Below are 24818 nucleotides of genomic sequence, written 5' to 3'. Positions count from 1 at the left end.
ATGAAAGCCCAATGGATTCTGATTCTCACTCTCTTATTCGCACTCGTCACGGCCGTCTTCGCCGTAATCAATGTCGATCCCGTCCGGGTGAAGTATGTCTTCGGCGAGCGGGACATTCCGCTCATTCTCGTCATTCTCGGCTCGGTCCTGCTCGGCGGCCTCATCACCGGATTCATCGGTCTGTTCCGGCAGTTCAAGCTGAAGCGCCAGATCCGCCTGCTCGAGAAGAAGGTGGCGGAGTATGAGAGCGGACAAGCCGGCTCGGCCCCTGTCCCCTCGTCCGACCTCCAGTTGCAGCCTGCCGGAACCCCCTCCTCCCCTGAAGTGCCGAGGCAGGATACAACCAAATGATGACTTGTCCCCGCCACCCGCGCCATCTGTTATAATGAGCGCAGGGGACAAGCCAAACGGCTGCAGGCCCTGACGCTTTTATGCGCAGGGCCTTTTGGAGCGGATAAAGACTCGGATAAGCGCCTTATAAGGACGATGAAGCTGCCGCTTCCTTGACTGAAACATATTGGGGCGGCAGCGCGTCCATAGAGATAAGAGAGAGATCAGACTGTGCACGCAACATACAAGGGAGGAACAATCATGAAAAGGAAACAGCTGGCTGTCGGGCTCCTCGCCCTGACGCTGCTGCTCAGCGGATCCCCCGGCCCGCAGGCAGGCGCGGCTGCCGAATCGGCGCCCGTCGGCATGAACCTGAACGGCCAGGATGTCCGCTTCGCCACAGCTCCCGTCTTCGCGGGCAGCACCCTGATGGTGCCGCTGCGCGAGCTGTCGCAGGCGCTCGGGGTGGAGGTCCGCTGGAACGCGGCGGAGAAGTGGGCCGAAGCGGAGAAGGGCTCGGCCTCCATCAAGCTGCAGCCCGGCAGCGAGAACGCCTACCGCAGCGGCCGGGAAGTGAAGCTGGAGCAGGCTCCGTATGTCGAGGGGGAGAAGCTGATGGTGCCGCTGCGCTTCTTCAGCGAAGCGTTCGGCTTCAACGTCTACTGGGACGCGCTCAACCGCAAGGTATCCATCGTCGATGCGGACAAGAGCCTGCCCACGGTCGGCTCCTTCGAGAAGCTCGAGTCGCTGCTGAAGGAAATGCCCCGAGCTGCGGGGATATCGGTACAGAACGAGATGCTTGAGTTTAAAAGCAAGACAGCAGTGACGGATTCCGCCGCTGCCCCTGCGGCTCCCACGGCCATCGGCGAATCGGGATCGTCAGCCTCCCCGGGCTATTCCACTACGAATGTGCAGGTGGAGGGCGTGGACGAAGGCGATGTCATCAAGACCGATGGAGAGTTCATCTACCAGGTCAACCGGAACCGCATCGTCATCGCCGATGCGCTGCCTGCGGAATCCATGAACGTAGTGAGCACCGTCTACTGGGAAGACGCGAACTTTTACCCGCAGGAGCTGTATGTGGATGACACCCACCTTGTCGTCATCGGCAGCACATCTTATCCGGCCGCGTCCGTACCTGTGCCGCTCGGCGGTCCAGAAGACCAGCCCCCAGGCCGCGCCCGTCAGCGGTTCCCCAAGCCATTCCGTTATAGCGGAGAAGAAGATCGCCATCTGGCCCTCTCCTTACCGCACGACGACCAAGACGATCGTCTACGAGCTCGGAGACCGCACGAAGCTCAAGGCCGTCAGGGAGACGGAGCTCGAGGGGCATTATATCTCCTCGCGCAAGATCGGCGACTCGCTGTACATTGTGACGAACAAGTCGATGAACTTCCACTGGCTGCTGCGCGAGAACGCAACGCCTGAGGAGAAGCTGGCGGCTGCAGCCGGTCCGGCCTACCGGGATACGGCTGCCGGGGATGCTTTTGTCACCATCGGGTTCGAGGACATCCGGTACTTCCCGAAGGCCGTGGAGCCGAACTACCTGCTCGTCGGCGGAATTCATCTGAAGCACCCGGACCAAAAAATGCAGGTCACGAGCTACCTCGGCTCCGGACAGTATGTCTATGCATCCGAGTCCAACCTGTACGTGACCGTGAACGAGTACCAGGCCGCACAGCCGATGCCGATCCCGATCGATCCGGGTATCGGCGGGATCGCAACGCCGTCCATACCGGTGCCACGCGCCGAAGATACCGTCAGCGTCATCTACAAGTTCGGTCTTGACGGAGGCACCACCCGCTATGAAGGCCGCGGCACCGTACCCGGACACCCGCTGAGCCAGTTCTCCATGGATGAACATGACGGCTATTTCCGGATCGCCACAACGACCGGGAGTTCCTGGCGCACGGACGAAGGCACGTCCAAGAATAACGTCTATGTACTTGACGAAGCGATGAAGATCACCGGGTCTCTCGAAGACCTCGCTCCCGGTGAGCGGATCTACTCCGTGCGCTACATGGGAAGCCGGGCTTACATGGTCACCTTCCGGCAGGTGGACCCGCTGTTCGCGATCGACCTCTCGGATCCGAGGGCTCCGAAGACGCTCGGCCAGCTCAAGATTCCGGGGTACAGCGATTACCTGCACCCTTATGACGAGAATCACCTGATCGGCTTCGGCAAGGAAGCTGTCGTGGCGAAGCCCGAACCGGGCTTCACCGGAGAGCCTGCCGCCTTCACCCAAGGGATGAAGATGGCCCTCTTCGACGTCAGCGATCCGGCGAACCCGAAGGAGCTCTTCAAGGAGACGATCGGCGACCGGGGCACGGAATCCGAGCTGCTGCATAACCACAAAGCGCTTCTGTTCTCCAAAGAAAAGAACCTGCTCGCCTTCCCTGTCACCGTGATGGAAATCAAGGACAAGAATGCGGCAGGCTCCGTTTCGCCCCAGGCTTACGGCGAATTCACCTTCCAGGGCGCCTATGTCTATGGGCTGGACCTTCAGAGCGGCTTCCAGCTGCGCGGGAAAGTGACTCACCTGTCGGAAGAAGCGATGAAGAAAGCGGGATCCTCCTGGTACGGCAGTGATCTGAACATCGAGCGGCTGCTCTATATCGGCGATACGCTGTACTCGGCATCCCAGGGCATGATGAAGGCCAATGACCTGGCCTCCCTCAAGGAGCTGCGCTCCCTCCCGCTGCCGCCGTGGCAGCCTCGCCCTTAAGTCCGCTTGGCATACCGGTTCCGATCCGGTACAATGGCAGAAGCAACTACATTCTCCGGAGGTACTTCCGTCCATTATGGTGACTTTTATTATTATTGTCTCGATCCTGATTGCCCTCGCCATCTCGGCCGCGGCCATCTATGTTACGAATAAAGCCTATTCCCGCAAAGAGGAAGAGTAGGCCTTACGCGAAAACCAGACTCAGCGCCCATGCGGCCGCACCGCCGGCCGCCGAGCTCAGGAAGTTGACGAGATCGTTCGTCATCCAGGAGAAGCCCCGAACCGGAACCGCCGCTGCCCCGCAGTGGCGGTTTTTTTCGATGTCCCGGCCGCAGACGCTGCACCGGTACATCGCTTGGCAGACCGCGCCAAGCCACGAGTCGGCCAGCGAGCCGGCGAGACCGCCGGCCAGGCCCATGGCGCAGAGCCCGGCAGCCGAAGCCACCGAGCCGGCCGGCAGCGCCGGCTCCGCGGACAGCAGGCCCAGCGCCCACGCGGCCGCGCCGATGAAGAGGCCGCCGGCAGCGGAGGCGCCGAGGCCAAGCGGCGTCACGCCGCCGGAGGTGCCGGCCGGCACGGGGCGGAGCGTGACGATCGACCGCGGCGCGGTGGGGCTGAGGCCGCCGACCTCGGTGGCCCAGGTGTCGGCCGTGACCGTGGCCATCACGCCGATGAAGGCGGCCCACCAGGCCGGATGCGGGAAGAGGGCCGCGCCCAGGCAGAGCAGCAGGCCGAGGCCGCCGTTGGCGAGCACCTGGCCCGCATCGCGCCGGCTGCCCTTCGCGTAGCCTTCCTCGGCCGCCGCCTTGCGCTTCGCCTTAACCTTCGAGAGCAGGGACGAGGTGATGAAGAAAGCAATCAGCGTGCCGAACCAGGCTGCGCTGCCGGCGGAATACATGGCGGTGCCAAGCAGGACGGCCGCCAGGAAGCCCGAGAGGGAGAGCGAACGCTTGAGATAAGCCGCTCCCGCAATCCCGGCGCTTCCCAGCAGCCCGATAAGCAGATCAGACATAAGGTCCCCCTTGTCGACAGTAGGATAATAACATGTAAACGATATGGACCGCCCTTCCCACCGGAGGAGCGGTCCATTCTCGTGTCCCCATAAGGACGGCTTACTTCCCGAAACGGGCCGTGAACGCGCCGAACGCCGTCTCGCCCCAGAGGAGCTCGAAGCGGTCGCCTTCGTGCGCGGCAGCCACGCCGGCAGGAGTTCCCGTGTAGATGATATCTCCCGCTCCCAGCCCGTAGTGCTTGGCAATATAGTCGACAATGACCTGCAGGTTAAAGATCATGTCATTGAGATTGCCCCGCTGCACCTCTTCCCCGTTGCGCCGGAGCGTGTACTCCACCTGCTTCACCTGCTCGAACCCCGGGAACGGGCGGAATTCGGTTAGTGCCGCCGAGTTCAGGAAGCCCTTGGCCGGCAGCCACGGATGTCCCTTCTTTTTGAGAACGGACTGCACGTCGCGAAGCGTAAAATCAACACCGAGCGCCATCCGGTCGACAAGCTCGTCGACCGTGATGCCGGGCGTGTACGCTCGTCCCACGTGCAGCACCAGCTCGGCTTCGTAGTGAACCTCCCCGCGGCCTTCCGGCAGCGAAATCTCCCCTCCGTCGATGGCCGTCAGAGCATGCGTCGGCTTCGTGAAGATCATCGGCTCCTCGGGAATGTCATTGCCAAGCTCGGCGGCATGCAGCCCGTAATTGCGTCCTACACAATAAATGTTGCGGATGGATTCGTTCATTAGCGCATCGGTCCTTTGTTCGGATTAAGATTTCTGATAAGGATACATGATTCGGATAATTACCTTGACTTGCCTCTCATTATAAGCCTCTCCCCTTCAAAGCACAACGCCGCTCCACTGCTTGAAGGTCCGGCTGCATATAAAGGAGAAACCACTGCGCATGCTCGTTACCGATGAGGCCTTGGTACCGCACAGGTGGAACCGCATGGAAACAGAAGGGCTGATGCCAGGTAACTCCCGGTCATCCCGCTGGCCGCTCCCGCATCCGTTCCATTCAAAAAAGGGCAGCCTCCCGGCTTGGGGAGTGCTGCCCTTGGGCTGCTGCCTTCTTATTATTCTTTGGTTGTCGTCGCAGCCGGTTTCTTCACGGCCGTTCCCTGGGTTCCCGTTGACGTGTTCTCCTTCGACTTGGTGCTTGTCGTTGTCGTTGTCTTCGTCTTCGCAGACTCTGTCGTCGGCTTGGTGGAGGCGGACTTCGAGGACGTTCCCGTTCCCGTGGAGACCGCCCCGCTCTTGTTCGTCGTCTTGGACGGCAGCGGTACCGGGCCCGCAGGCGCCTTGTAAGGGTTGACCGGCCCTGCCGTCACTTTCCCCTCTCCGTCCACCTTGGCGTTATAGGAAATCCGTGTCAGCTTCTCGAAGAGCTTCTTCCCCTTCTCCGCTTCCATAGGCACCGGATGAGCCCATTCCGTGTGGATCGGCACCAGACTGAGGTCGCAGCTGCGCTCCTTGGTGCAGGAGGCGTCGAGGATCATGCTCTCGAGGGTGTTCGGGTTCGAATTCGTAGTAAAAATAAAATTGCCGAGGCTGTAAGCGATCCACTTGCCATTGTACTGTTCGAAGCCCTGCAGCACGTGAGGATGGCTCGCAATGATCAGGTCGGCGCCCGCATCGATGTACTGGTGCGCCAGATCTCTCTGCTTCTCGTTCATCCGCTCCTCGCGCTCTTCCCCCCAGTGGGCTATCACCACGACAAGATCGGCTTCCGCCCGGGCCTTCGCTATGGCTTCCAGCGGCCGCTTCACCGAATAGCTCTCGGCAAGGCCCGGCTTGCCGGCCCCCGCGAACCAGGAGGCATCCGGCAGCACCTCGGAGAATCCGAGGAAGGCGATCTTCATGCCGTTCTGGTCGACGATCTCATGGTGGTAAGCCTCGTCCGCACTCCTGCCGCCGCCTACCCGGCGAATTCCCTGCGCATCCAGGTGATCGAGCGTATCGAGCAGCCCCTTCTCGCCGTAATCCATCGTATGGTTGTTGGCCAGGTTCACGAGATCCACACCGGCCCCCTTGAGCTCCGGCAGGGCCAGCGGGGACGAGCGGTACACGTATTCCTTGGACTGTGCCGTACCGCTCGCAGTAATCGGCGTCTCCAGGTTGGCCACCGTCAGGTCCGCCTTCTCCAAGTAAGACTTCACCTGCTCGAACGGATAAGCATATCCGTTCTTCTTCACGATGTCCTCCACTCTGCCGGCGAACATGACGTCACCGACGAAGCTCAGCTTGACGCGCGGACTGCTCCCGCCGGCCGCCGGCAGCGCGCCTCCGTTCTCTCCAGCCGTCGGCGTGACCGGAACCGTCTCCGGCTTCGGCTCATCGGCCGCTCCCGCGGGTTCTTCCGCCTTTTCCGGCACCGTCTGCGGCTTGTCCAATACAACTGCCGGCTGCTGGGCCGGGGTCTCGACGCTGCCGGGCTGAGGCCCTTCAAGCCAGCCGATCAAATAAATGAAAGCGCCTATCGTTACGCCGACCAGAGCCCCGATCTTCAGCCACATCGTTTTCTTGAACTTGCTGGCCTTCTCCTGCTTGTGTTTCTCCGAACGCGATTGAATCGTAACCTACTCCTTTACCCTGTCCTGCTGCGCTGCAGCGGCTGCGGGAGCCGGCAGGTCATGCCGGCCGAACGGACGAATCCGCTGGTCCGCCGCATTTTTCGTGTTCCCATTATACCAGAACGTGCCATCCCGGTCATGGGCCTTTATTCCAAATTTTATTGGCATTCCGGTTCGTCCCGGCTGCGGCTGCTTCGGCGGAACCGCCCGCTCCCGGCCTCTGCCCCGAATTTTAGACTGCGTCCCCGCTTGTGATATAATGGAAGGCAACTTAGTGACGAAGGGGGATGCCGCATGGAACGCATCGCTGTCATCTCGGACATACACGGCAATCTTCCTGCGCTTGAGGCGGCTGCCGAGGACATTCGATCCCGGGGAATCCGCCGGATCTTCTGTCTTGGCGACCTGGTCGGCAAGGGACCCCAGCCGGCCGAAGCGGTGGATCGGATCCGTGAGCTCTGCGAACGGGTGGTCCAGGGCAACTGGGACCACGGTATCGGTACCCCGCAGGTGAAAGAGGCGGGCGTGTGGCAGCAGGAGCGGCTGGGCTCCGAGCAGCTGAGGTATCTCGGCAGCCTGCCGTTCTCGGCGGACCTGCTGCTGAGCGGCCGGCGCATCCGGCTCGTCCACGCCTCGGCGGAGAGCGTGTATACCCGCGTCTACCGCAAATCCGAGAAGAAAGAGAAGCTCGCGATGTTCGAGAATACGGAGGCCACCGGAGGCTTCCTCGGAGGGGAGGAAGCGCCGGATGTCGTAGGCTACGGCGATATTCACGTCCCGTACCTCCAGACGCTCAAATCGGGGCGCCGCAAGGGGCTGCTGCTCTTCAACACCGGCGCGGTCGGCGCCCCGTACGACGGACTCCCCCAGGCCAGCTATGTCATCCTGGAGGGGATCGAAGGCTCGGAGGCCCCCGGGCCCTTCTCGGTCCAGATGGTGCGCGTGCCTTACGACATCGAACGGGTCGTGGCTATTGCGGAGCGCGTCAAGCTGCCCCAGCTCGAGCGCTTCCAGTACGAAATGCGGACGGGCCTGGAACAGTAGAGCCAGGAGTAACCGTAAGGTTCAGGCCGAGGTCCGGCCGGACCTTCAGCCGCTCCCCGGCAGCCGGTCCTCCGCTTAACGCAACATGAAACGCGGCCGCAGGCCCGTCTCCTGGACGGGTCTCACCCGGCGCGGGAACTGCAGGAAAGAGGCGATACACGTTGCCCGGATGGAAAACGAATCTCACCGTACTATGGTTCGGACAGTTCTTGGTTATGGCGGGCATGACCATGATTGTTCCTTTTCTCCCTTTATATCTTCAAGAGCTCGGTGTTACGGAGCCGCATGCCCTCGCCACCTGGTCGGGGATTATTTTTGCGGGGAACTTCGTGACCTCGTTCGTCTTTCAGCCCCTCTGGGGCGGCCTGGCGGACCGCTACGGCCGCAAGGTGATGCTGCTCCGCTCAGGCTTCGGCATGGCGGTCGTCATGACGCTGATGGGCTTTGCCACAGGTCCCTGGCACCTGCTGCTGCTGCGCCTGGTGAACGGCACGATCTCCGGCTTCATTCCTGCCGGCGTCGCCCTGATGTCCGCCACGGCTCCCCGCGAGCGGATGGGCTTCGCCATGGGTACGCTGCAGTCCGGCGCGGTCGCCGGCTCGATCCTCGGGCCGCTGTTCGGCGGACTGCTCGCCGAGTGGATCGGCTACCGGTACATCTTTTATATCACCGGGGGGCTGCTCTTCCTGGCTTCGATGCTGGCGGCGCTCCTCGTCAAGGAGACGTTCGACAGCAAGGCTGCGGCCCAAAAGCCGAAGCAGTCCATGTCGGCCGCCTTCAAGCAGCTTCGGGGCATCCCACAGCTTCCATCGCTCTATGCGGTCACGTTCCTGATCCAGTTCTCGCTCCTCAGCGTGCTGCCGCTCCTCCCTCTGTTCGTGCAAAAGCTGCATGGAACGGGGGAGATGCTGGCGTTCTATGCCGGGATGGTCGGCTCGATTACCGGCTTCTCGAACATGATCGCCTCACCGCTGCTCGGCCGGTTATCCGACCGGATCGGGCCCGAGCGGATCCTCGCCATCTGTCTCATCGGCGCGGCGATAGCCTCCGTACCGCAGGCCCTGGTCCAGAACGTCTGGCAGCTGTTCGCCGCCCGCTTCTTCCTCGGCATCTTCCTGGGCGGCCTGCTGCCGACCGTGAACAGCCTCATCCGCAAGTATACGCCGGGCGGGATGGAGAGCCGCTCGTACTCCTTCAACTCGAGCGCCCTCAGCCTCGGCAACATGCTCGGACCGGTCGTCGGGGGCTTCGTGTCGGGGTATGTCACGATTCAGCAGCTGTTTCTGATCTCGGCCGTACTCCTGTTCGTCAATGCGGTGTGGGTGTACAAGTCCCTGCTCAGCCGCCTGCCGCGCAAAGGTTCTTCCGGTTCAGGGGAGGCGCCCGCGTCTCCTTAAGCTTGAGGCTTTGCCACATCCAAGATGACTCCTGACGTTTCGTTCAGCAGTCATCTTTTTTATTAAAGAGGGAGGTACAGCGTATGCGCGGGGATAAAGCCCTGATTACAGCCGTGAGCGTAACGGCTCTTATGGCACTGCTCGATTACCTGTCATGGGGATGGGCCAAGTACCTATTCCTTTTTGTCTTCACCCTGCTGCTCACCGCATTTTTATATGAACGGGAGAAGTAGCACAAAGACCCGCGTAACGGGGCCCCTGAGAGGGCATCCCGTCACGCGGGTCTTTTGTTATTAGCGAACGGTAGAAGCTTGCTTCCCCGTCCTCCCCGGAGCGGGATCAAACCGGGGCGGCCATTCCCATCGCCGACCATTCTTCCTTGGACGGACCGTACATGCCCGCAACCGGCAGCCCGGCCTGGCGCATCAGGATGGTCAGTTGGCCCCGGTGATGAATTTCGTGCTTCAGGAAAATGTACAGCGTCAGCCCCTTGGTCCAGGACTGTCCAAAGATCTGTACCGTCTCCCCAAGCGCCTCGTCGCTCCACTGCTCACGTACCGCGCTTAGGATCGACTGGGTCACCGTGCGGTAAGCCTCCGCAATGGAAGCGGCGGAAGCGGGCGTCTCACTGTCCGCCGCCGGCGCTTGGAACGAGAGACCGGCGCCTGTCAGCAGTCCGTGGTCTTTGTGAACCAGGTGCCAGGCCAGAGGGCCGAGGCTCCGGAAGCCGGGAGCGATCTCCTGGGACAGCGAGACGTCGGTTAGAGCATCGAGCAGCTTCCGGGTAGCCAGGGACTCGTTCTCGTATTCGGCGATGAAGCTTTGAATGGTCGTATACATGGGCATGGCCTCCTTAGAGTAGGTGGGCTGCGCAGCTCGGGTACCGCGTGCAGAACAGCTGTATAGATCCAGTATAACGCCGCTTCGCTGACAACAGACTGTCAGGGTTCTCTGTCCTCTTTTGTTAAATTAAAATAAGAAAACCGTTCCCTGCCCGCCCCGTCCGGCGTTTTGGAAACGGCTTTGTTGTTATGGAATGGCTGCTGCCTTGAAATACGGATTCAGGCCTTACTTCACCCGCGCCAGGGCGAGCCCGTCGTAAGCCGGCAGCAGAACGCCCTCCAGCCGCGGATCCTGCGCGATCATCTGGTTGAACTCCCGCATGCGGGTCACGCCATTGCCCTTCTCCTCGGGATTCGTCGTCTTCCCGCGCATGAGCAGGTTGTCTCCCACGATGAGTGCCCCCGGATTGGCCAGCCGGATCGCCCATTCCAGGTAGTTCGGGTAATTTCCTTTGTCCGCGTCGATGAAGAACAGGTCAAACCTGCGTCCTTCCTCCTCCAGCTGCTTCAGGCTGTCCAGCGCTTCGCCGATCCGGTATTCGACCCGGTCCCCGTACCCCGCTTCCTCCAGATGCCTGCGGGCCACCGCCGCAAAATCCGGATTCAGCTCCAGGGAAACCAGCCGGCCTTCCTCCGGCAGTCCCCGGACGAGGCACATGCCGCTGTACCCGCCCAGCGCGCCGATCTCCATCACCTGCTTGGCCCCCGTGATGCCGACCAGCAGGGTCAGCAGCCGGCCGTAGCCGGGCTCAATCGAGATATCGCGCATGCCGCTGGCCGCGATGCCTTCCTTCACCCGCTTCAGCTGCGGGTCCTCCCCGTACAGCGATTCCATATATTGTTCGGCCGTTTGCTCCGCCGTCATCGCGCCATCTCCTTTGTCTCGCCGCCGGCCCACCTTTTGCGCTCCGGCGTTTGTATAATTTTGCCCAATCTCCTATACTAGAGTATTGTATGGCTTTTGCCTCAGGAGATCAACCAGACTGAATTGACGGAGTGAACCACACCATGTCCATGGATACGATAGAATTGATCGCCACAGCCCCGATGGGACTCGAGGCGGTCGTCGCCCGCGAAGTGCGGGAGCTCGGTTACGACCAGGTCACCACGGAGAACGGACGGGTCACCTTCAAGGGCGACCTGCTGGCCATCGCCCGCGCTAACCTCTGGCTGCGGACGGCCGACCGCGTGCTGGTGAAGATGGGCCAGTTCGAGGCCCGCACCTTCGACGACCTGTTCGAAGGTGTGAAGGCCCTGCCTTGGCCGGACTGGATTCCCGAGGACGCGGAATTCCCGGTGGAAGGACGCTCCCACAAGTCCCAGCTTTCGAGCGTCCCTGCCTGTCAGGGGATCGTGAAGAAGGCGGTCGTGGAAAAGATGAAGCTGACCTACGGCACCGAATGGTTCCGTGAAACGGGCGGACGCTATGTCATCGAGGTGGCACTCCTGAACGATATCGCCACGATCACGCTCGACACGACCGGCCCCGGCTTGCACAAGCGCGGCTACCGCAAGCTCGTGACCGAAGCCCCGCTGAAAGAGACGATGGCGGCGGCCATGGTGCTGCTCAGCCGCTGGCAGGCGGAGCGCCCGCTCTACGACCCGTTCTGCGGGTCGGGCACGATCCCGGTCGAAGCCGCGATGATCGGCTGGAACATCGCTCCCGGGCTGCGCCGCACGTTCAACAGCGAGGGCTGGCCCGTTATCCCGCAGGAGCTATGGGAGCAGGCGCGTGATGAAGCGTATGACCTCGTGAAGGACGACGTGCCGCTGCAGATCATGGGTTCGGACATCGACCCGGAGGCGATCAAGGTCGCCGAGGCCTCCGCCAAGGCCGCGGGCCTTGCGAAGGAGCTGCGCCTCGAGGTGCTGCCGGTGTCGAAGATCCAGACCCGCGGCGACTACGGCTGCATCATCACGAACCCGCCTTACGGCGAGCGGCTCGGCGACGCCCGCGAAGCCGAACGGGCCGTACGCCAGCTCGGCTCGATCTACGCGCAGCTGCCGACCTGGTCGGCCTTCATTCTCTCGCCGGGCAAGCAGCTCGAGCACTACATGGGCCGCCCGTCGGACAAGAAGCGCAAGCTGTTCAACGGCCGCATCGAGTGCAACCTGTACCAATACTTCGCCCCCGGCGGCCTCTATGGCTGGCTCAGGGACGGCGGCAAGAGCCCTGAAGCGTGATTTCACGCTCAGGGCTTTTTATTTGCTCGCAGTATCGTTTTTGCGCTCCGTTATGCTTCGCATAAAGGTCGCTGCCAAAAACGATCTGCTTCGCTGGGAGGACTTACTTACAAACCTACAAAACCAAGAACCGGTTCACTTCTGCAGGCATGACACCACACTGCTCGCAGCATCGTTTTTGCGCTCCGTTATGCTTCGCATAAAGGTCGCTGCCAAAAACGATCTGCTTCGCCGGGCACCCGTTAAGGACGTCTATCCCTCGGTCCGCTCCTTGGTCGGGTCGCAGCCCGGCGGCTTCACATCCGCGGTCTCCGACAGCTTCACGAGGTAGTAGCACTCTTCCCGGGCCATGTGGTCGGCCATGAGGGGCGTGAGCGTGCCGAGCGCTTCCTTGCTCAGCCTCATCTCCTCCAGCTCGCTGAGGAACTGCCGGAAGAGCACCATCTCGAGCTCCACTTCCTTATTCAGCCGCGCCAGGGCCGGGAATTCCTTGAGCCGGGTGCGCATATAGCCCGCCAGCTCTACGGCCTTCAGGTAATAATCGCGAAAGTGCTTGTCGAATGTCTTGGCCATATCGATCAGCTTCGTCTCCGCCATGTCCATCTCGCCCGCGATAGAGGCGGCATGCCCGTAAGCATCCTGCAGCCAGACCAGGTGGTGGTGCAGCTCTCCCCACACGGGCGCCGGGCGTCCGGCCGACAAATAACTCAGCACCCGCAGGTACTCTTCCAGCTCATTGACCATGTGGCTCAGGAATGACGGCGAGAGGCTCAGACCGATCCGTCCCGTGAGATGCCGCTCCAGCAGATGCAGCTTGAATGCCCTCAGCTCCTGTGCCGCATGGCCCGCCTCCCGAGTGAGCTCCAGCAGTGCCTCTTCGGCCAGCTCTCCGCGGGCCTGCGCCAGCAGATCATCCATCAGGCGGATGAATCCCTCCGCCCGCTCGAGCTCCACCTTCTCGTCTGCGGACAGCCCTCCCTTGATGAACCGGGCATGGTCTCCCAGCACCTGCAGCCAGAACCGGTGCTCGAACAGCGCCGATCTCACAAATCCGCTCCCCTTCATACGCAGCCTCCGCTCCCTTCCGCTTGGAATGTATTAGGTCAAGAGCAGGATATGCACAAAAAGCCCAGAGTGTGTCTGGGCTTGGAGGAAACGTATGAGCTTGCGGCGAACCGTTGACCGACGGACCCTTCAGGATCCTTCGGCGACGATTAGGAGCTTGCGGCGGTCTTCACGCGGCAGTCGAGATAATCGAACAGCGGCAGAAACACATCATTGTTCGCTTCGCAGCGGACGGACAGCTTGACTTCTCCGCGCCAGTAGAAATTAATGATCTGCCGGCTGCGTCCCTTGACCATCTCCACATCCCAATGCGGCGAGGTCAATTCGTACACGTCCCGGTTAATGAACATCTTCGGCCCCTCGCTCGATAGAAACACACCCACAAAGTTCTTGCCGACCTTCGTATAAAACCCTTTTCTGCTCATAATGCTGCGTCCCTGCTCCGGCACCATTCCTGTCCACTCCTTCATTCAAATAAAGCCCGTTCTCCCGGAATTCTAAAAGGACTCCCCTGGGCCCGGGAGCCTGATCTATTGGCGTCTTTCCCTGCACGCCGCGGACCGGCCGATCCTGACACCCGCAGGTGCCGGACTCCCTACCGTTCCTGCATGCCCATTCGGGCCGCTTCGGCAGCAAAACTCGGAATTTGTCTGATTATGCTAAAGAATCCACCTCTAAGAATAAGAGATACCATGCACCTGGTATATAGTTCTTAATACCTATTTTTCATGGTTACATCACAATTGGACCTAATCTCGCTTCCACACCTGCCGTTCTACAGCAAAAAGACCCGTCATCCGCAACGGGTCCTGCTCTCGGTCCTGCTCCGCTGTCAAGGCAGCTCTAGCGCAGCTCTTCCTTCAGACGGATCAGGTACAGCTCGGTCGGCAGCTCTTTCACCTGCAGCTTTCCCTGTGCGTCGTAGCCGTCGACGCCGAAATCATTGTCGTTGACAATGACCAGCGTTTGCTTGTCGACAACAGCGAGTCCTTCCAGCTTCTCATACGGGTAGCCGAGCTGGGCCACATCCGCAATAAGCTCCTTGGCGGCAGGGACGATCCCCTTCTCCCGGATCTCGGCGATACTCATAGCCTCCAGCTTCTCGCTGTGCTCGGTCCCGAGCAGATTCGTCGCCTGCGAGAAGTCCGCCCGGTAAATACGCTTGATCTGAGCCTCCGCACCTGCGTTCTTGTCACGCTCGTCCACCAGCAGCACACCTTCGCTCAACGCCGACAGATCGCTGATGACGATGTCCTTTTGTTTGACACCCTCGAACAGCTCGGCGTTCTCGGCCACGTAGAGGTACTCGCCCACCACCTTCTTCGAGGCGAGCTCCAGCTTAAGAATACGCAGGGCCCGCGAGGCTTCCCCGGTCTTCTTGTCCGGCACGGCCATCGGACTCTGAATGGAAGCGAACAGGTACCTGCCGTCCGGGGAGATGCTCACCCCTTCGAAGCCCCGGTTCGAAATGCGCTTGGCGTATACTCCAGGGAGCACATCGTAGAGCTCCGTCTGCGCCCCTGCTTTTTCCAGCAGCTCTTTCATTCCTTGGGGGACATAGCGGCCGAGAATGGTGCCGTCCCGCTTCACCTGCACGAGCGACGGGCGGTATTCATCGGCGAGCCAGAACGTATCGTCCGACGGGCTGTAGGCGATCCCTTCCAAGTCAAGCCCGTCCGGATCATAGGCTAGCTGCTGCGTGCCCGACGCGTCATAAGGAACCTCGTCCGGTCCGTCCACGTTCGGCAGTCCCGAAATCCCGGGGGATCCGGTCACCTTATCGGAGCGGCCGGCCGGCAGATGAAGCTTGATCGTCTCCAGCACCTGAATCCCGCCGCCGGCCGCCTTAATTTTATAGATCCGTGGCACATAACCGGCATCCGGGAACGTGCGGAGCTTGTCCTTGCCGAATTCGCCGTTCGGCCCCCGGTCCGCCAGCGTATAGAACGTATCTTCCGGATCGCCCGGCAGATGCAGAAGACCCGAGAATCCCCCTTCCTTCAGGTCTCCGGTGAGCGTTCCCGGTGTCTTCCATGTATGTACCGCTGCGATCTCCGGCCGGTCCTTCAGCCGGATGGCACCGTTCCACTCATCCCACTCCACCTGCTTGCCCAGCGCTTCCCCCAGCGAACGCAGCGGAACGTAGGTGCTGCCGTCGATGACGACCGGGTCCTTCTCCAGGCTGACCTGCTGTCCGCCGGACCAGATCCCGTACTTGACTGCCGCCGCGCGCAGTCCCTCCTCCGCCGCATCCACACCCTGTGCCGCCAGCAGCGATAACGCCGCAAGCGATCCCATCATCCATTTGGCTCTGCTGCCCATCTGTTTCATCTTCATGCTCCTCCGTCACCGGTACTGGTCGAACTCACCTCGAATTCACTGCTCTTCAGCATAAATCCGCATTGTTTCGACCATGTAAAGGGCATGTGAAGATATCATAAAGTTTGGCATCCGCCATCCAAGCAAAAAAGCCCCGCCTTCCGGTCAGGGAAGACAAGGGCTTAGGGCGGAGCGATGAGCTCCCCGCTGTGCTGTATGCAGCACCCAGGTGCGCATTCAGGATTTCTTTATATACTTGGCGGCCTTCTCGATCGCCTCATCCTCGGTCTTGCCGGTAACATACCGGCCGTTCACGAAGATGAAGGCAAAGCGGGAGCACGGACCGCAGTAGGACTTGCATCCCACCTTGATCTCGGCGTCCGGCGCCAGCTTCTGCAGCTTCGGAAGCGCGGTCTTCATGCGCATATGCTTGCATTTGTCGCAAACCCGGATATCATTGGCCATGCGGGCAATTCCTTTCTATTCCAAGCACGAACCCTTTCTTAGTGGTCGCCGTGGTTGCCTTTGCTCGGATTCGTTACGGCGAAGCCTTCTTCCGGAACATAGAAATAGTCGATCCGGATTCCGTCGAGGAGAGGCTCGTCCTTCTTCAGGATAACATCGATGCCTTTATCTGTCGACACAACCACATCGTCTTCCGTAGGCGTGTCCATCGCCATGCCGTAGTGGGCATGGTCGCCGTGGGAGTGCGTGATATAGACGCGGAGCTTGAGTTCTTTATTTTCTTCCTGCTGCAGTTCGGTCTGAAGCACTTTAGCGGCGTTGCGCGAAATTTTGACGTTCATTATGAGGTCCATCTCCTACTTGTACGGTTTTCAATTCATTGTACGCAATCGGTGCCGGGAAAGCAACCATTCTTCCCCCGGAATCGCCAAAGAACAGCCCCGCGCGGCGCCGCTTTTTCCCAGCTCCCCCTTATTTGCCATTTGAAGGCTTCTGCACTACTATGGAAAGTAGCGGTCGTCCGCAGCCATTCATATCCACAGGATAGCTGCTTACCCCGACGTAACCGGCCGCCCCAATCCACCGAAAGCGAGGCTGACGAGGAGAACATGACCTTACATGAGAGAGAAACGGCTTCCCCCAAGGTAGCCAGCAATTACATACCGAAGAGCCCTGAGAACGTGGAATGCTCGATTGAAAAAGCCCTGGACGTCATCGGAGGCAAGTGGTCCTTCCTGGTGATCCGTGAATTATTCTGCGGCAAAAAGCGGTTCGGCGAGCTCCAGCGCAGCATCCAATCCGTGTCCCCCAAGTCCCTGACGGACACGCTGCGCCACCTCGAGGAATACGGCGTACTGGAGAGGACCGCCTACCCGACCGTCCCGGTGACCGTCGAGTATTCGCTGACCCCGAAGGGCGAGGACCTGCACCAGATGATCAAAGAAATGAAGCTGTGGGCCGCCAAGTGGTGCTGACCCGAACCCGCTAATCCGAGGTGACATAACGCATGATCTCTTTTTACCGCAAATATTATAAAACGGCGATCGACATCGGGCTGCTCGTCCTGACGGTCTACCTCTTCATGTCTGCCTTCAGCTACCTGTACCGGATCGCCACGCCGATCTTCATGGCCTTCGTGATCTATCTCATCATCGAGCCGCTGGCCCGCGCCCTGCACCGCAAGGGAATGAAGAAATCGATCGCCTCCGCACTATCGACGCTGGTCTTCGTGCTTGTAATCCTGAGCGCCATCACCGGGGTCGGGATGATCTTCACCTCCCAGATCATCAACCTGAAGGACAAGCTGCCGGAATACGCCGCCGTCCTGGAACGGGAGATCATCGAGCGGACCGACCAGCTGCAGGAGAGTCTCGGGCCGCTGCCGACACAGGACCTGATCAACCGGGCCAAGGAGTTCTCAACGGAGATTACAGCGAAAGTGACCCAGTACGCAAGGAACTTCCTGACGAGCACCTTCGTCATGCTGACCTCCTTCTCCACGTTCGTCGTCAATTTCGTGATCGGGATCATTCTGGCCTATTTCCTAAGTATAGAGATCCAATCCTGGAAGCGGGCGGCCGCGGAGAAAACGCCGAAAACGTTCCTGAAGGTCTTCCATTTCCTCCGGGTGAACGTGCTGATCGGCATCGTGACGTATCTGAAAGCACAGGCCAAGCTGATCTCCATCACGTTCATCGTCATTTTTGTTACCCTGCTGATTCTCGGAGTGAACAACGCCTTCTCCGTGGCCCTGCTTGCAGCGGTCTTCGACGTGCTGCCGCTGCTCGGCGTGGCGACGCTCTTCATCCCGTGGATCATCTACCTGCTCATCGTGAAGCAGACGACGCTGGCCATCTCGCTCGCCGTGCTCCTGGCTGTCGTCATCGGGGTAAGGCAGATTCTCGAGCCCAAGATCACCGGCGACTCGCTCGGCGTCTCGGCGTTCACGATGCTGTCGTTCATGATCATCTCGCTCTCCCTGTTCGGTGTGGCGGGACTGATCCTCTCGCCGGTGCTGATCATCCTGATCAAGGCACTCTACGAACAGGGCTATCTCAAAAAGTGGATCCGCATGCCGGCCGAGGAATACGAGCCGGAGCGCCCGAATCCGCTGTAACCGCAGCAATGGTTTGGCCGGGACCCCAAAGGTCCGGCAAAAATAGGAGGACTCCGTCTGGGAGTCCTCCTTTTGCTTGGTATCAGGGTGCGAGTGCGTCTCGCCCCTCACGGCAGCCGTTACAGGTACCGTTCCGCCCTCTCCGTAAACCAGTTCATGAGCAGCAGCGTTACGGCCACATCGTCCACCGGCAAAAAGTTCAGCAGATCCGGCGCTATCCAGTAGAGGAGCACCGGGACGGCAAAGAGCAGCTTCTCCCGGAGCGGGACTCGCGGGGAGCGCAGGAGCGGCACGATCCGGCGGAAGACATGTCCCCACCGGCGCATCGATAACAATCGGTTCCACATATACACTAACCTCCTTGGGGAAGCGGGCTGGGCTGCGGTTTCACCTCCCAGTATACCGGAGTTCCGCCGGTTTCCGAAAAAAAGCGGCGTCCCTCTCCTGACAGGCTTCCTGATAGAATGTACGTGAGCGGCCCGCATTCGTTTCACGCTGCAGGCCATGCCGTGGGTGAAGGACGACGTCCCGCTTCCCGTATGCGGAGGCATAGCCGGCTGCTAGCTTCCCACTCCGCCGGCAGGAGCACGATGGCGGGATTGCTCTGCCAGCCGGCGGTACTCCCCAGGAGTCATGCCCTTGTGCTCGCGAAACAGCCGGCTGAAGGTCTGGAACGACCCGAAGCCGGCTTCCAGCGCGATGTCCAGCGTGCGCATATCGGTGGAAGCCAGCAGCGAGCAGGCGTGCCGCAGCCTCACCTCCTGAAGGAGCTTGACGAACGGCAGACCGGCCTGCCGCTTGATCGCCTCGCTGAGACGCGAAGGCCGGTAGCCGAAGCGATCCGCCAGACTCCCCAGCTGCAGCTCCTCCCTGTAGTGCGAGTGAATGTAGTGGATGACCTGCCAGACGGCCGCTTCCTCGGAAGATTCCGGACCCGGCAGAGCCTGTTTCACACGCCCGCCGCCGGCCCTGGCCCGCTGCAGACGCAGCAGCACCTCGGCAAGCTTCAGCTTGAGGAGGAACGCCCTGCCCTCGCCGCAGCCGCGGTATTCCTCGAACATCTCCCGCACGAGCGCTTCCATCCGGCTCCGGTCCTCTCCTTCCAGCCTGACATAAGGCGCCTGCTCCGCCTCGCTGAACAGCAGGGCCGACAACGACTCCTCTTCACGGAAGGCGGGCAGCAGGAGGCTCAGGTCGAACATGCAGTTGAAGAGCTTCAGTCCCCCCTCGGACCGGGCCGAGATCTCATGCACCTGGTAAGGCAGGAGGAAGGTGAAGACGCCCGGCTCCATCCTATGTGTTCTTCCGTTGACCGTCTCGGTGCCTTCGCCTCCCAGCACCAGGGAGAACTCCAGAAAGTCGTGCCGGTGGGCCGGAAAGCGCCCCCGGATCTCGTTAAGGGAGATATGAAAAGGAAACCCCGCCTCTATGAACGGATAATCCGCCAGGTGCTTGCTCTCGGGAAACACCGTCACCTTGCCCCGCCTCCTTGGCCGCATGCCGCGATAGAATGAGACTCTTTTGAGAAATACTGGGATGGTCCGTGCCTGTATTTATTTTATCATGAAAGCGTATCCGATCCTCAATCCTTTATTCCCATAAAAAGGAGACCGACCCGATGACTCTGCCCCTGATCGGCCCGCTGTCTTCCGCGAAGATCATGCGGCGCCACCCGGCCAATCCGGTTCTGAAGCCTTCCGACGTGCCCTACGCGCCGGCCCTCGTCTTCAATGCCGGCGTAACCAAGTACCAAGGCCGCTACGTTATGGTATTCCGCTGCGATTACGGCGATGCCGAATCGAAGACCCTGCTGCCGAGCCACACGACGAACCTCGGACTCGCCTACAGCTCCGACGGCATCCACTGGGACGTACAGCCCGGCCCGTGCTTCGGCCTCACGGACGAAGAGATCATCCGCACGTACGATCCCCGGCTGACCGTTATCGACGGCCGCTGCTTCATGTGCTTCGCGGTGGATACGAAGCACGGCATCCGCGGCGGCATTGCCGTCACGGACGACTTCGAGCGTTTTGAGGTGCTCAGCATGTCCGTGCCGGACAACAGGAACATGGTGCTCTTCCCGGAACGGATCGGCAGCCATTATGTCCGCCTCGAGCGTCCCATGCCCGTGTACAGCCGGGGGCGCGACCGGTTCGACATCTGGGTCTCGGACTCCCCGGATCTGAAGTATTGGGGGAACGCGAAGCTGCTGCTGGGCGTCGAGGACCTGCCGTACGCCAATGACAAGATCGGCCCCGGTGCGCCGCCGGTCAAGACTTCGAAGGGCTGGCTTGCCGCCATCCACAGCGTGGACATCGACCCCGCGCGGGGCAAGAACGGCTGGGAGCCTGCGTGGAAGAAGCGCTACTGCGCGGGGCTTGCCCTGCTCGACCTGGAGGACCCGAGCCGCGTTATCGGCCTCTACCGGCAGCCGCTGCTCGCGCCGGAAGCCCCGTACGAAGCGGAGGAGGGCTTCCGCACCCAGGTGATCTTCCCCGGCGGCATGGTGCTTGAGGACGACGGCGAGGTGAAGATCTATTACGGCGCCGCCGATACGGTGGAATGCGTGGCTGCCGCCCACGTCGACGACCTGGTGAAGCTGTGCCTCGAGGGTGGACCGAAGGGATAGCTTCGAATGAATAACAAAGAGCCGCCCTTCCCCTCGGTGTGGGGGAAAGGCGGCTCTTCTTGTGTCCGGCTTCCGCTTACAGCCTCAGTCCCTCGAGCATCAGCGGCAGCAGCTCGTCATAGATGCGCGGGAACTGGGACAGCGGCAGCGGGTTGACGCCGAAGCCCGCTTCGATCGTGAAGCCCGGCCTGCGGAACTCCTGGATGAACCAGTCCTTGTAGCCGGCGTCGCTGCCGGTCAGCTTCACGGCGCGGTACCCGCTGCACAGCGCGAGCCGCTCCGCGAGCGCTTCGGCCTCCGGCGGCTCCAGGTCCCGGTAATTCCAGTAGAGCTCCCGGCCCTGCGTGTGGAAGGCCATCACGAGAGCCAGCGGCCGGCTGCGGGTGAACGCGGCCATGGCGGCCGCCTCGGGCTCCGTCAGCGGCGCGGCTCCCGTGTAATCCCGCGGACCCGGTCCGGGCACGTCGCGCCGATCGCGTTCCGCCTCCCAGTGGGCGGGGAACTGGTCGTTGAGATCGACTCCCCGGATATTCGCCTTCCAGCCCGAGAAGTCGCAGGAGCCGCCGTTGTACTCCAGCAGCTCGCTGTAGTAAGGATGATCCGGCGCCGCCCCGCGGAGCACGAGCTCCACGCCGTCCGGATTGACCATGGGGACCAGCCACAGGGTCGTGCTTTGGAGCATTGTCCGAACCTCCTGCCCCTGCAGCGTCAGGCCGTCCGCATAAGCGCCGGCATACGCCTCCAAGAACCGCATCAGCAGCAGGGAGGTGATCCATTCGTTGGCATGAAAGGAGGCGTTATAATGCACTTCCTTCGGCCCGCTGCCGATTCTCACGAGCGGGATCTCCCGGCCCATGACGCTGCGGCCTAGGGAAGTGATCTCAAGGAAAGGATGCATCCGGCCGAGGAGCGACAGATCCTCCATCATCTCCGTATAGCCGTAGGGTCTTCCGCAGTCCACTGCGGATACCGGACCCGCTTGGGGAATGATCAGTGTTTGTCCGATCCGCAGCCGCCGGGGGTCCGCCTCCGGGTTGGAGGCGGTCAGCTCCTCCACCGTCAGCCGGAAGCGGGCCGCCACGCCGGCATACGTATCTCCCGCCTGCACCGCGTACCCCCTTCACCGGACGGACGGGGATCTGAATCACTTGGCCCGGGGACAGCACCCCGCCTTCGCCAAGCTGCGGGTTCGCCCCGCAGAGCGAGGCCGGGTCTGTCCCGTACCTCGCGGAGATCCGGCCAAGCGTATCTCCGCGCCGCACCACATAAGGAAATGTCATGCCGCAGCCCTCCATCACCGCCGGATGACGGCGGTCGTTTGACAAGCCTGCCAGATGTCATGGCTTCCTCATGTGTATGCGCCCCGGTCAAATAATATTCGGCACGCGCCAAACGACGGGCGTCACCTTGATCTGCTCGTTCAGCCAGGTCTGCGCGATGGACTTGAACATGCGGGGATCCCCGCTGCAGAAGAACTGGTGGACGGGCATCGTTCCCGTACTTGCCAGCAGGCCTTTATGATAAAGGATCGTGCTGATTTCTCTGGCCGTCTCTTCCGCCGAAGAGATCAGGGTCACCTCCGGCCCCATCACTTCCCCGATGACTTCGGTCAGGAAGGGGTAGTGGGTACAGCCGAGGATCAGGCAGTCCATGGGGATGAGACGCAGCTCTCTCAGTGATTCTTCGACGACATGGCGCGTATGCTCCGTGCGGAATTCGCCCTTCTCGACGAGAGGCACGAGCGACGGACAAGCCCGGCTCACGACTTCGATCTGCGGTGCGATCTGACGCAGCGCCTGTTCGTAAGCATGGCTGCGGATCGTCCCTTCGGTTCCGATCACCCCAACCATCTGGTTGCGTGTGGTCTTGATGGCCGCTCTGGCGCCCGGATGAATCACCCCGATGACCGGAATGGGAACCCGTGCGCGGATCTCCTCCAGCGCCACCGCCGTTGCCGTGTTGCAGGCGATGACGATCATTTTGGGCCCGAACTGCAGCAGATAGTCGACAATTTGATGCGTGAAGCGGGCCACTTCCTCGGCACCTCTCGGACCATATGGCGTTCGCGCCGTATCGCCGAAATAGATGATTTTTTCCTGGGGGAGCTGCCGCATGACTTCCTTCGCAACGGTCAAACCGCCGACCCCTGAATCCAATATGGCAATCGCTTGCTGCACGTGGGTTTCGCTTCCTTTATCTTGGGATGTGATAACCTTCGGTGAATTCTCCTTAGTTTATGAGGGGAGAGGAAGAAAGGTACCAAACCTGAGCGGTTGTCCGCCTCAGGCTTATTCATAGTACCAAAGCCCGGGACAAATGAAAACCCGCTGCGGCTGACAGCGGGATGAGAAGACAATGACTCGGATTATGGCGTGGCAGGCGGCTTAATGTCGGTCAGCAATGCGAACTCGTAGCCGGCCTTGCGCACCTCTTTGATAATGCGGTCGAGCGCCTGGATATTCTCCGGCGAGCCCTGGTGCATCAGGATGATGTTGCCGTCATGCAGATTATTCATAATGTCGTTGTAAGGATCCTCCGCCCCGTTCTTGCGCGGCTCCCAGTCCCGCATCGCAGTGGACCAGAAGACCGAGGTATAGCCCATGTCCGAGACGGTCTTCAGGATGTGCATATTATAGCGGCCGTAGGGGAAGCGGAAGTAGGGCTGAATGTTCTCTCCCGTCACTTCCTTGTACAGCTTCTCGTAATCCTTGATCTCCTTGACAATCTGCTCGTCGGTCTGCTCGTTCATATCGCTGTGCGTCATCGTGTGGTTGGCCACCAGGTGTCCGTCCTTCACGAGCTGGCGCACAAAGTCGGGATCCTTCTTCACATTATAGCCTGCGATAAAAAAATTCGCCTTGGCCTTGTTATCCCGCAGCGACTTCATCAGCAGCTTCGTGTCGCCGAGCGGGCCGCCGGTATCGATCGTCAGGTACACCTTCTTGCCGGTGCCGACCCACAGCGCCTTGGTGCCTTGGGGATAAGATTTGGTCTCTCCCGGGAAGCTTGGCACCTGGCCCTTCGGCTTCTTCATGTAATACCATGAGAGCGCCTTGCGGTCTCCGGTTCCCTGGGCGGGCGCCGGCTTCGAAGCCGCGCTTCCGACCGCCGCTGCCGCCGGGTTGCGCGGGGCAGGCGCTGCGTTCTTCGCGCTGTCCGCGGGCTTGGCTGCGCCGGCGGATGCGTCTGCGCCGTCAGGCTTCGCGCTGCCGCCGGCCGCCGGCTTGGACGCGGACGCAGCGGCACCATCGGCGCCTGCAGCGGCGTCCTTCGGCTGGGCCTCCCCCGATCCGCTCTTCTTGGCGTCGGCGGCAGGCTTGGCCTCCCCGGCGGGCTTCGCCGCTTCCTTCGCAGCCGTTTCCTTCCCGGCCGTTTCCTTGGGCGCCGGCTTCGTCTCCTTCGCCCGGCCCCCTTCAGCGGTCTCCCCCGCAGCGGTTGGTGTCTTGGCGGCCTCCGGCTGTACCGCATCCTCTACTTTGACGCTGCATCCCGTGAGCAGGGCCCCGAGCGCAGCGGTCAGCATGATCATTCTGGCGGTAGGATTCATCTCAGCTCTCCTTTATCCATGATGCTGACATTCGCCGTTCGTCACCGGAAGAGCGAATTGACGTTCGCGTCCATTGTACCAAAGCCTTCCTGCATCTGGCAATCGAGGCGCGCGTGCGGGGAAGCTGCTTAGCTGCTTACGTACAGCATGGGGGAGCAAGAATACAGGACGCAGCATAACGGAGGTCCCCCCGCGGTGTTTGCGATCGCAGCTTTCCCAAAAGCTGAAAACAAGGGCCGGGGGATTCTGACTATATCCATGCCCTTTTATGCGATAAAACACATCGCATATAGGGACATGACGCGGGCGGACGGCGTTTTTACGATATTTCACATCGCATCAAACGGCTGCCGTGCCAGTTCGGCCCGTTTCCGGCACTTTTGCGATGAAACGTATCACATAACTAGCGTACAACGCACTAAGACTCGCTTATCTGATGATATTCATCGCATACCCCACTCCGCTCTCCTCAGCCCTGCGCACAAAAAAGCCGTCCTCCCTCATCCCACAAGGATGCAGAGAGAACGGCTGGAACGGAGAAAGACGGCTGTATGGGCACAATGGGTCGGTTCAGGACCGTC

At 61.0% G+C, this 24818-nt stretch carries 24 protein-coding genes and 2 pseudogenes; 10 read left to right on the top strand and 16 right to left on the bottom strand.

Going from position 1 to position 24818, the window contains the following annotated elements:
* From PM3016_RS09505 to PM3016_RS09500, 3 genes and pseudogenes are all read left to right on the top strand, one after another.
* Nucleotides 1-351, top strand: a complete 351-nt coding sequence (locus tag PM3016_RS09505) for a LapA family protein (RefSeq protein ID WP_014369284.1) — start codon at nucleotides 1-3, stop codon at nucleotides 349-351.
* Nucleotides 352-591: 240 nt separating this feature from the next.
* Nucleotides 592-1401 (top strand): annotated as a pseudogene (locus PM3016_RS40710) (copper amine oxidase N-terminal domain-containing protein); the annotation flags it as partial.
* Nucleotides 1402-1414: 13 nt separating this feature from the next.
* The gene (locus PM3016_RS09500) at nucleotides 1415-3055 is read left to right on the top strand and encodes a beta-propeller domain-containing protein (RefSeq protein WP_274379997.1); all 1641 of its coding nucleotides are present in this window, start codon (nucleotides 1415-1417) and stop codon (nucleotides 3053-3055) included.
* Nucleotides 3056-3239: 184 nt separating this feature from the next.
* On the opposite strand, the gene PM3016_RS09495 is transcribed toward PM3016_RS09500, so the two are convergent.
* The 4 genes from PM3016_RS09495 to PM3016_RS38535 all read right to left on the bottom strand — a co-directional run bounded on the left by PM3016_RS09495 (nucleotide 3240) and on the right by PM3016_RS38535 (nucleotide 6797).
* On the bottom strand, nucleotides 3240-4067 hold the full coding sequence (locus PM3016_RS09495) for a DUF92 domain-containing protein (RefSeq protein ID WP_014369282.1): 828 nt from the start codon (nucleotides 4065-4067) through the stop codon (nucleotides 3240-3242).
* Between the two features lie 100 nt (nucleotides 4068-4167).
* On the bottom strand, nucleotides 4168-4800 hold the full coding sequence (locus tag PM3016_RS09490) for a fumarylacetoacetate hydrolase family protein (RefSeq protein ID WP_014369281.1): 633 nt from the start codon (nucleotides 4798-4800) through the stop codon (nucleotides 4168-4170).
* 332 nt (nucleotides 4801-5132) lie between these two features.
* Nucleotides 5133-6572 carry a CapA family protein gene (locus PM3016_RS09485; RefSeq protein WP_014369280.1) on the bottom strand — a complete coding sequence of 480 codons (1440 nt, stop codon included), beginning with the start codon at nucleotides 6570-6572 and terminating at the stop codon, nucleotides 5133-5135.
* Between the two features lie 63 nt (nucleotides 6573-6635).
* Entirely contained in the window at nucleotides 6636-6797 is a 162-nt protein-coding gene (locus PM3016_RS38535) for a hypothetical protein (RefSeq protein ID WP_164923374.1), read from the bottom strand.
* Nucleotides 6798-6923: 126 nt separating this feature from the next.
* Between PM3016_RS38535 and PM3016_RS09480 the strand changes: the two genes are divergently transcribed.
* The 3 genes from PM3016_RS09480 (at nucleotide 6924) to PM3016_RS38530 (ending at nucleotide 9303) form a co-directional block, all read left to right on the top strand.
* The gene (locus tag PM3016_RS09480) at nucleotides 6924-7673 is read left to right on the top strand and encodes a metallophosphoesterase family protein (protein WP_014369279.1); all 750 of its coding nucleotides are present in this window, start codon (nucleotides 6924-6926) and stop codon (nucleotides 7671-7673) included.
* Nucleotides 7674-7834: 161 nt separating this feature from the next.
* Complete coding sequence (locus PM3016_RS09475) at nucleotides 7835-9070, top strand: MFS transporter (protein WP_013915297.1); 1236 nt, start codon at nucleotides 7835-7837, stop codon at nucleotides 9068-9070.
* Between the two features lie 83 nt (nucleotides 9071-9153).
* Complete coding sequence (locus PM3016_RS38530) at nucleotides 9154-9303, top strand: hypothetical protein (RefSeq protein ID WP_013915296.1); 150 nt, start codon at nucleotides 9154-9156, stop codon at nucleotides 9301-9303.
* Nucleotides 9304-9409: 106 nt separating this feature from the next.
* Here the strand turns inward: PM3016_RS38530 and PM3016_RS09470 are convergent, their stop codons facing one another.
* Together PM3016_RS09470 and PM3016_RS09465 are read right to left on the bottom strand one after the other, a co-directional pair.
* The gene (locus tag PM3016_RS09470) at nucleotides 9410-9910 is read right to left on the bottom strand and encodes a DinB family protein (protein WP_014369278.1); all 501 of its coding nucleotides are present in this window, start codon (nucleotides 9908-9910) and stop codon (nucleotides 9410-9412) included.
* Between the two features lie 228 nt (nucleotides 9911-10138).
* Nucleotides 10139-10777: an O-methyltransferase gene (locus PM3016_RS09465; RefSeq protein WP_013915294.1), complete on the bottom strand. Its 639-nt coding sequence runs from the start codon at nucleotides 10775-10777 to the stop codon at nucleotides 10139-10141.
* Nucleotides 10778-10920: 143 nt separating this feature from the next.
* Here PM3016_RS09465 and PM3016_RS09460 point away from each other — a divergent pair, with 143 nt between their 5' ends.
* Nucleotides 10921-12096, top strand: a complete 1176-nt coding sequence (locus PM3016_RS09460; protein ID WP_014369277.1) for a THUMP domain-containing class I SAM-dependent RNA methyltransferase — start codon at nucleotides 10921-10923, stop codon at nucleotides 12094-12096.
* A gap of 252 nt (nucleotides 12097-12348) precedes the next feature.
* Here the strand turns inward: PM3016_RS09460 and PM3016_RS09455 are convergent, their stop codons facing one another.
* The 5 genes from PM3016_RS09455 to PM3016_RS09435 all read right to left on the bottom strand — a co-directional run bounded on the left by PM3016_RS09455 (nucleotide 12349) and on the right by PM3016_RS09435 (nucleotide 16286).
* Nucleotides 12349-13161, bottom strand: coding sequence for a DUF2935 domain-containing protein (locus PM3016_RS09455; protein WP_014369276.1), 813 nt, complete (start codon nucleotides 13159-13161; stop codon nucleotides 12349-12351).
* 149 nt (nucleotides 13162-13310) lie between these two features.
* Nucleotides 13311-13586: a hypothetical protein gene (locus tag PM3016_RS09450; protein ID WP_236628646.1), complete on the bottom strand. Its 276-nt coding sequence runs from the start codon at nucleotides 13584-13586 to the stop codon at nucleotides 13311-13313.
* Between the two features lie 418 nt (nucleotides 13587-14004).
* Entirely contained in the window at nucleotides 14005-15492 is a 1488-nt protein-coding gene (locus tag PM3016_RS09445) for an esterase-like activity of phytase family protein (RefSeq protein ID WP_014369275.1), read from the bottom strand.
* 225 nt (nucleotides 15493-15717) lie between these two features.
* On the bottom strand, nucleotides 15718-15945 hold the full coding sequence (locus PM3016_RS09440; RefSeq protein WP_013915289.1) for a YuzB family protein: 228 nt from the start codon (nucleotides 15943-15945) through the stop codon (nucleotides 15718-15720).
* A gap of 38 nt (nucleotides 15946-15983) precedes the next feature.
* Nucleotides 15984-16286 (bottom strand): HesB/IscA family protein, encoded by a 303-nt coding sequence (locus PM3016_RS09435; RefSeq protein WP_013915288.1) that lies wholly within the window; start codon nucleotides 16284-16286, stop codon nucleotides 15984-15986.
* Nucleotides 16287-16553: 267 nt separating this feature from the next.
* Between PM3016_RS09435 and PM3016_RS09430 the strand changes: the two genes are divergently transcribed.
* Both PM3016_RS09430 and ytvI read left to right on the top strand, forming a co-directional pair.
* On the top strand, nucleotides 16554-16919 hold the full coding sequence (locus tag PM3016_RS09430; protein ID WP_013915287.1) for a winged helix-turn-helix transcriptional regulator: 366 nt from the start codon (nucleotides 16554-16556) through the stop codon (nucleotides 16917-16919).
* 32 nt (nucleotides 16920-16951) lie between these two features.
* Nucleotides 16952-18061 (top strand): sporulation integral membrane protein YtvI, encoded by a 1110-nt coding sequence (gene ytvI / locus PM3016_RS09425; RefSeq protein ID WP_014369274.1) that lies wholly within the window; start codon nucleotides 16952-16954, stop codon nucleotides 18059-18061.
* 119 nt (nucleotides 18062-18180) lie between these two features.
* Here ytvI and PM3016_RS09420 read toward each other — a convergent pair whose 3' ends face one another.
* Entirely contained in the window at nucleotides 18181-18408 is a 228-nt protein-coding gene (locus PM3016_RS09420; RefSeq protein ID WP_014369273.1) for a hypothetical protein, read from the bottom strand.
* Between the two features lie 213 nt (nucleotides 18409-18621).
* A complete protein-coding gene (locus PM3016_RS09415; protein WP_014369272.1) occupies nucleotides 18622-19536 on the bottom strand; it encodes a helix-turn-helix domain-containing protein in 915 nt (304 codons plus the stop codon).
* A 143-nt stretch (nucleotides 19537-19679) separates the two neighbouring features.
* On the opposite strand from PM3016_RS09415, the gene PM3016_RS09410 reads away from it, so the two are divergent.
* On the top strand, nucleotides 19680-20690 hold the full coding sequence (locus tag PM3016_RS09410; protein ID WP_014369271.1) for a glycoside hydrolase family 130 protein: 1011 nt from the start codon (nucleotides 19680-19682) through the stop codon (nucleotides 20688-20690).
* Nucleotides 20691-20766: 76 nt separating this feature from the next.
* On the opposite strand, the pseudogene PM3016_RS09405 reads toward PM3016_RS09410, so the two are convergent.
* The 3 genes and pseudogenes from PM3016_RS09405 to PM3016_RS09395 all read right to left on the bottom strand — a co-directional run bounded on the left by PM3016_RS09405 (nucleotide 20767) and on the right by PM3016_RS09395 (nucleotide 24237).
* A pseudogene (locus PM3016_RS09405) lies at nucleotides 20767-21970 on the bottom strand (M14 family zinc carboxypeptidase).
* Nucleotides 21971-22057: 87 nt separating this feature from the next.
* Nucleotides 22058-22867, bottom strand: coding sequence for a glutamate racemase (gene racE / locus PM3016_RS09400; RefSeq protein WP_013915280.1), 810 nt, complete (start codon nucleotides 22865-22867; stop codon nucleotides 22058-22060).
* 188 nt (nucleotides 22868-23055) lie between these two features.
* The gene (locus PM3016_RS09395) at nucleotides 23056-24237 is read right to left on the bottom strand and encodes a delta-lactam-biosynthetic de-N-acetylase (RefSeq protein ID WP_014369269.1); all 1182 of its coding nucleotides are present in this window, start codon (nucleotides 24235-24237) and stop codon (nucleotides 23056-23058) included.
* Nucleotides 24238-24818: the final 581 nt, after the last annotated feature.

Source organism: Paenibacillus mucilaginosus 3016 (assembly GCF_000250655.1).
Lineage (GTDB): Bacteria > Bacillota > Bacilli > Paenibacillales > NBRC-103111 > Paenibacillus_G > Paenibacillus_G mucilaginosus.
This window is presented reverse-complemented; position numbering and strand designations above follow the sequence as displayed.

Excerpts from the sequence above, each read along its gene's own strand:
- PM3016_RS09505 (WP_014369284.1), top strand. The coding sequence starts at position 1 with ATGAAAGCCCAATGGATTCTGATTCTCACTCTCTTATTCGCACTCGTC.
- PM3016_RS09500 (WP_274379997.1), top strand. The coding sequence starts at position 1,415 with ATGACACCCACCTTGTCGTCATCGGCAGCACATCTTATCCGGCCGCGT.
- PM3016_RS09495 (WP_014369282.1), bottom strand. The coding sequence starts at position 4,067 with ATGTCTGATCTGCTTATCGGGCTGCTGGGAAGCGCCGGGATTGCGGGA.
- PM3016_RS09490 (WP_014369281.1), bottom strand. The coding sequence starts at position 4,800 with ATGAACGAATCCATCCGCAACATTTATTGTGTAGGACGCAATTACGGG.
- PM3016_RS09485 (WP_014369280.1), bottom strand. The coding sequence starts at position 6,572 with ATGTGGCTGAAGATCGGGGCTCTGGTCGGCGTAACGATAGGCGCTTTC.
- PM3016_RS38535 (WP_164923374.1), bottom strand. The coding sequence starts at position 6,797 with ATGCCAATAAAATTTGGAATAAAGGCCCATGACCGGGATGGCACGTTC.
- PM3016_RS09480 (WP_014369279.1), top strand. The coding sequence starts at position 6,924 with ATGGAACGCATCGCTGTCATCTCGGACATACACGGCAATCTTCCTGCG.
- PM3016_RS38530 (WP_013915296.1), top strand. The coding sequence starts at position 9,154 with ATGCGCGGGGATAAAGCCCTGATTACAGCCGTGAGCGTAACGGCTCTT.
- PM3016_RS09470 (WP_014369278.1), bottom strand. The coding sequence starts at position 9,910 with ATGTATACGACCATTCAAAGCTTCATCGCCGAATACGAGAACGAGTCC.
- PM3016_RS09465 (WP_013915294.1), bottom strand. The coding sequence starts at position 10,777 with ATGACGGCGGAGCAAACGGCCGAACAATATATGGAATCGCTGTACGGG.
- PM3016_RS09460 (WP_014369277.1), top strand. The coding sequence starts at position 10,921 with ATGTCCATGGATACGATAGAATTGATCGCCACAGCCCCGATGGGACTC.
- PM3016_RS09455 (WP_014369276.1), bottom strand. The coding sequence starts at position 13,161 with ATGAAGGGGAGCGGATTTGTGAGATCGGCGCTGTTCGAGCACCGGTTC.
- PM3016_RS09450 (WP_236628646.1), bottom strand. The coding sequence starts at position 13,586 with ATGAGCAGAAAAGGGTTTTATACGAAGGTCGGCAAGAACTTTGTGGGT.
- PM3016_RS09445 (WP_014369275.1), bottom strand. The coding sequence starts at position 15,492 with ATGAAACAGATGGGCAGCAGAGCCAAATGGATGATGGGATCGCTTGCG.
- PM3016_RS09440 (WP_013915289.1), bottom strand. The coding sequence starts at position 15,945 with ATGGCCAATGATATCCGGGTTTGCGACAAATGCAAGCATATGCGCATG.
- PM3016_RS09435 (WP_013915288.1), bottom strand. The coding sequence starts at position 16,286 with ATGAACGTCAAAATTTCGCGCAACGCCGCTAAAGTGCTTCAGACCGAA.
- PM3016_RS09430 (WP_013915287.1), top strand. The coding sequence starts at position 16,554 with ATGACCTTACATGAGAGAGAAACGGCTTCCCCCAAGGTAGCCAGCAAT.
- ytvI (WP_014369274.1), top strand. The coding sequence starts at position 16,952 with ATGATCTCTTTTTACCGCAAATATTATAAAACGGCGATCGACATCGGG.
- PM3016_RS09420 (WP_014369273.1), bottom strand. The coding sequence starts at position 18,408 with ATGTGGAACCGATTGTTATCGATGCGCCGGTGGGGACATGTCTTCCGC.
- PM3016_RS09410 (WP_014369271.1), top strand. The coding sequence starts at position 19,680 with ATGACTCTGCCCCTGATCGGCCCGCTGTCTTCCGCGAAGATCATGCGG.
- PM3016_RS09395 (WP_014369269.1), bottom strand. The coding sequence starts at position 24,237 with ATGAATCCTACCGCCAGAATGATCATGCTGACCGCTGCGCTCGGGGCC.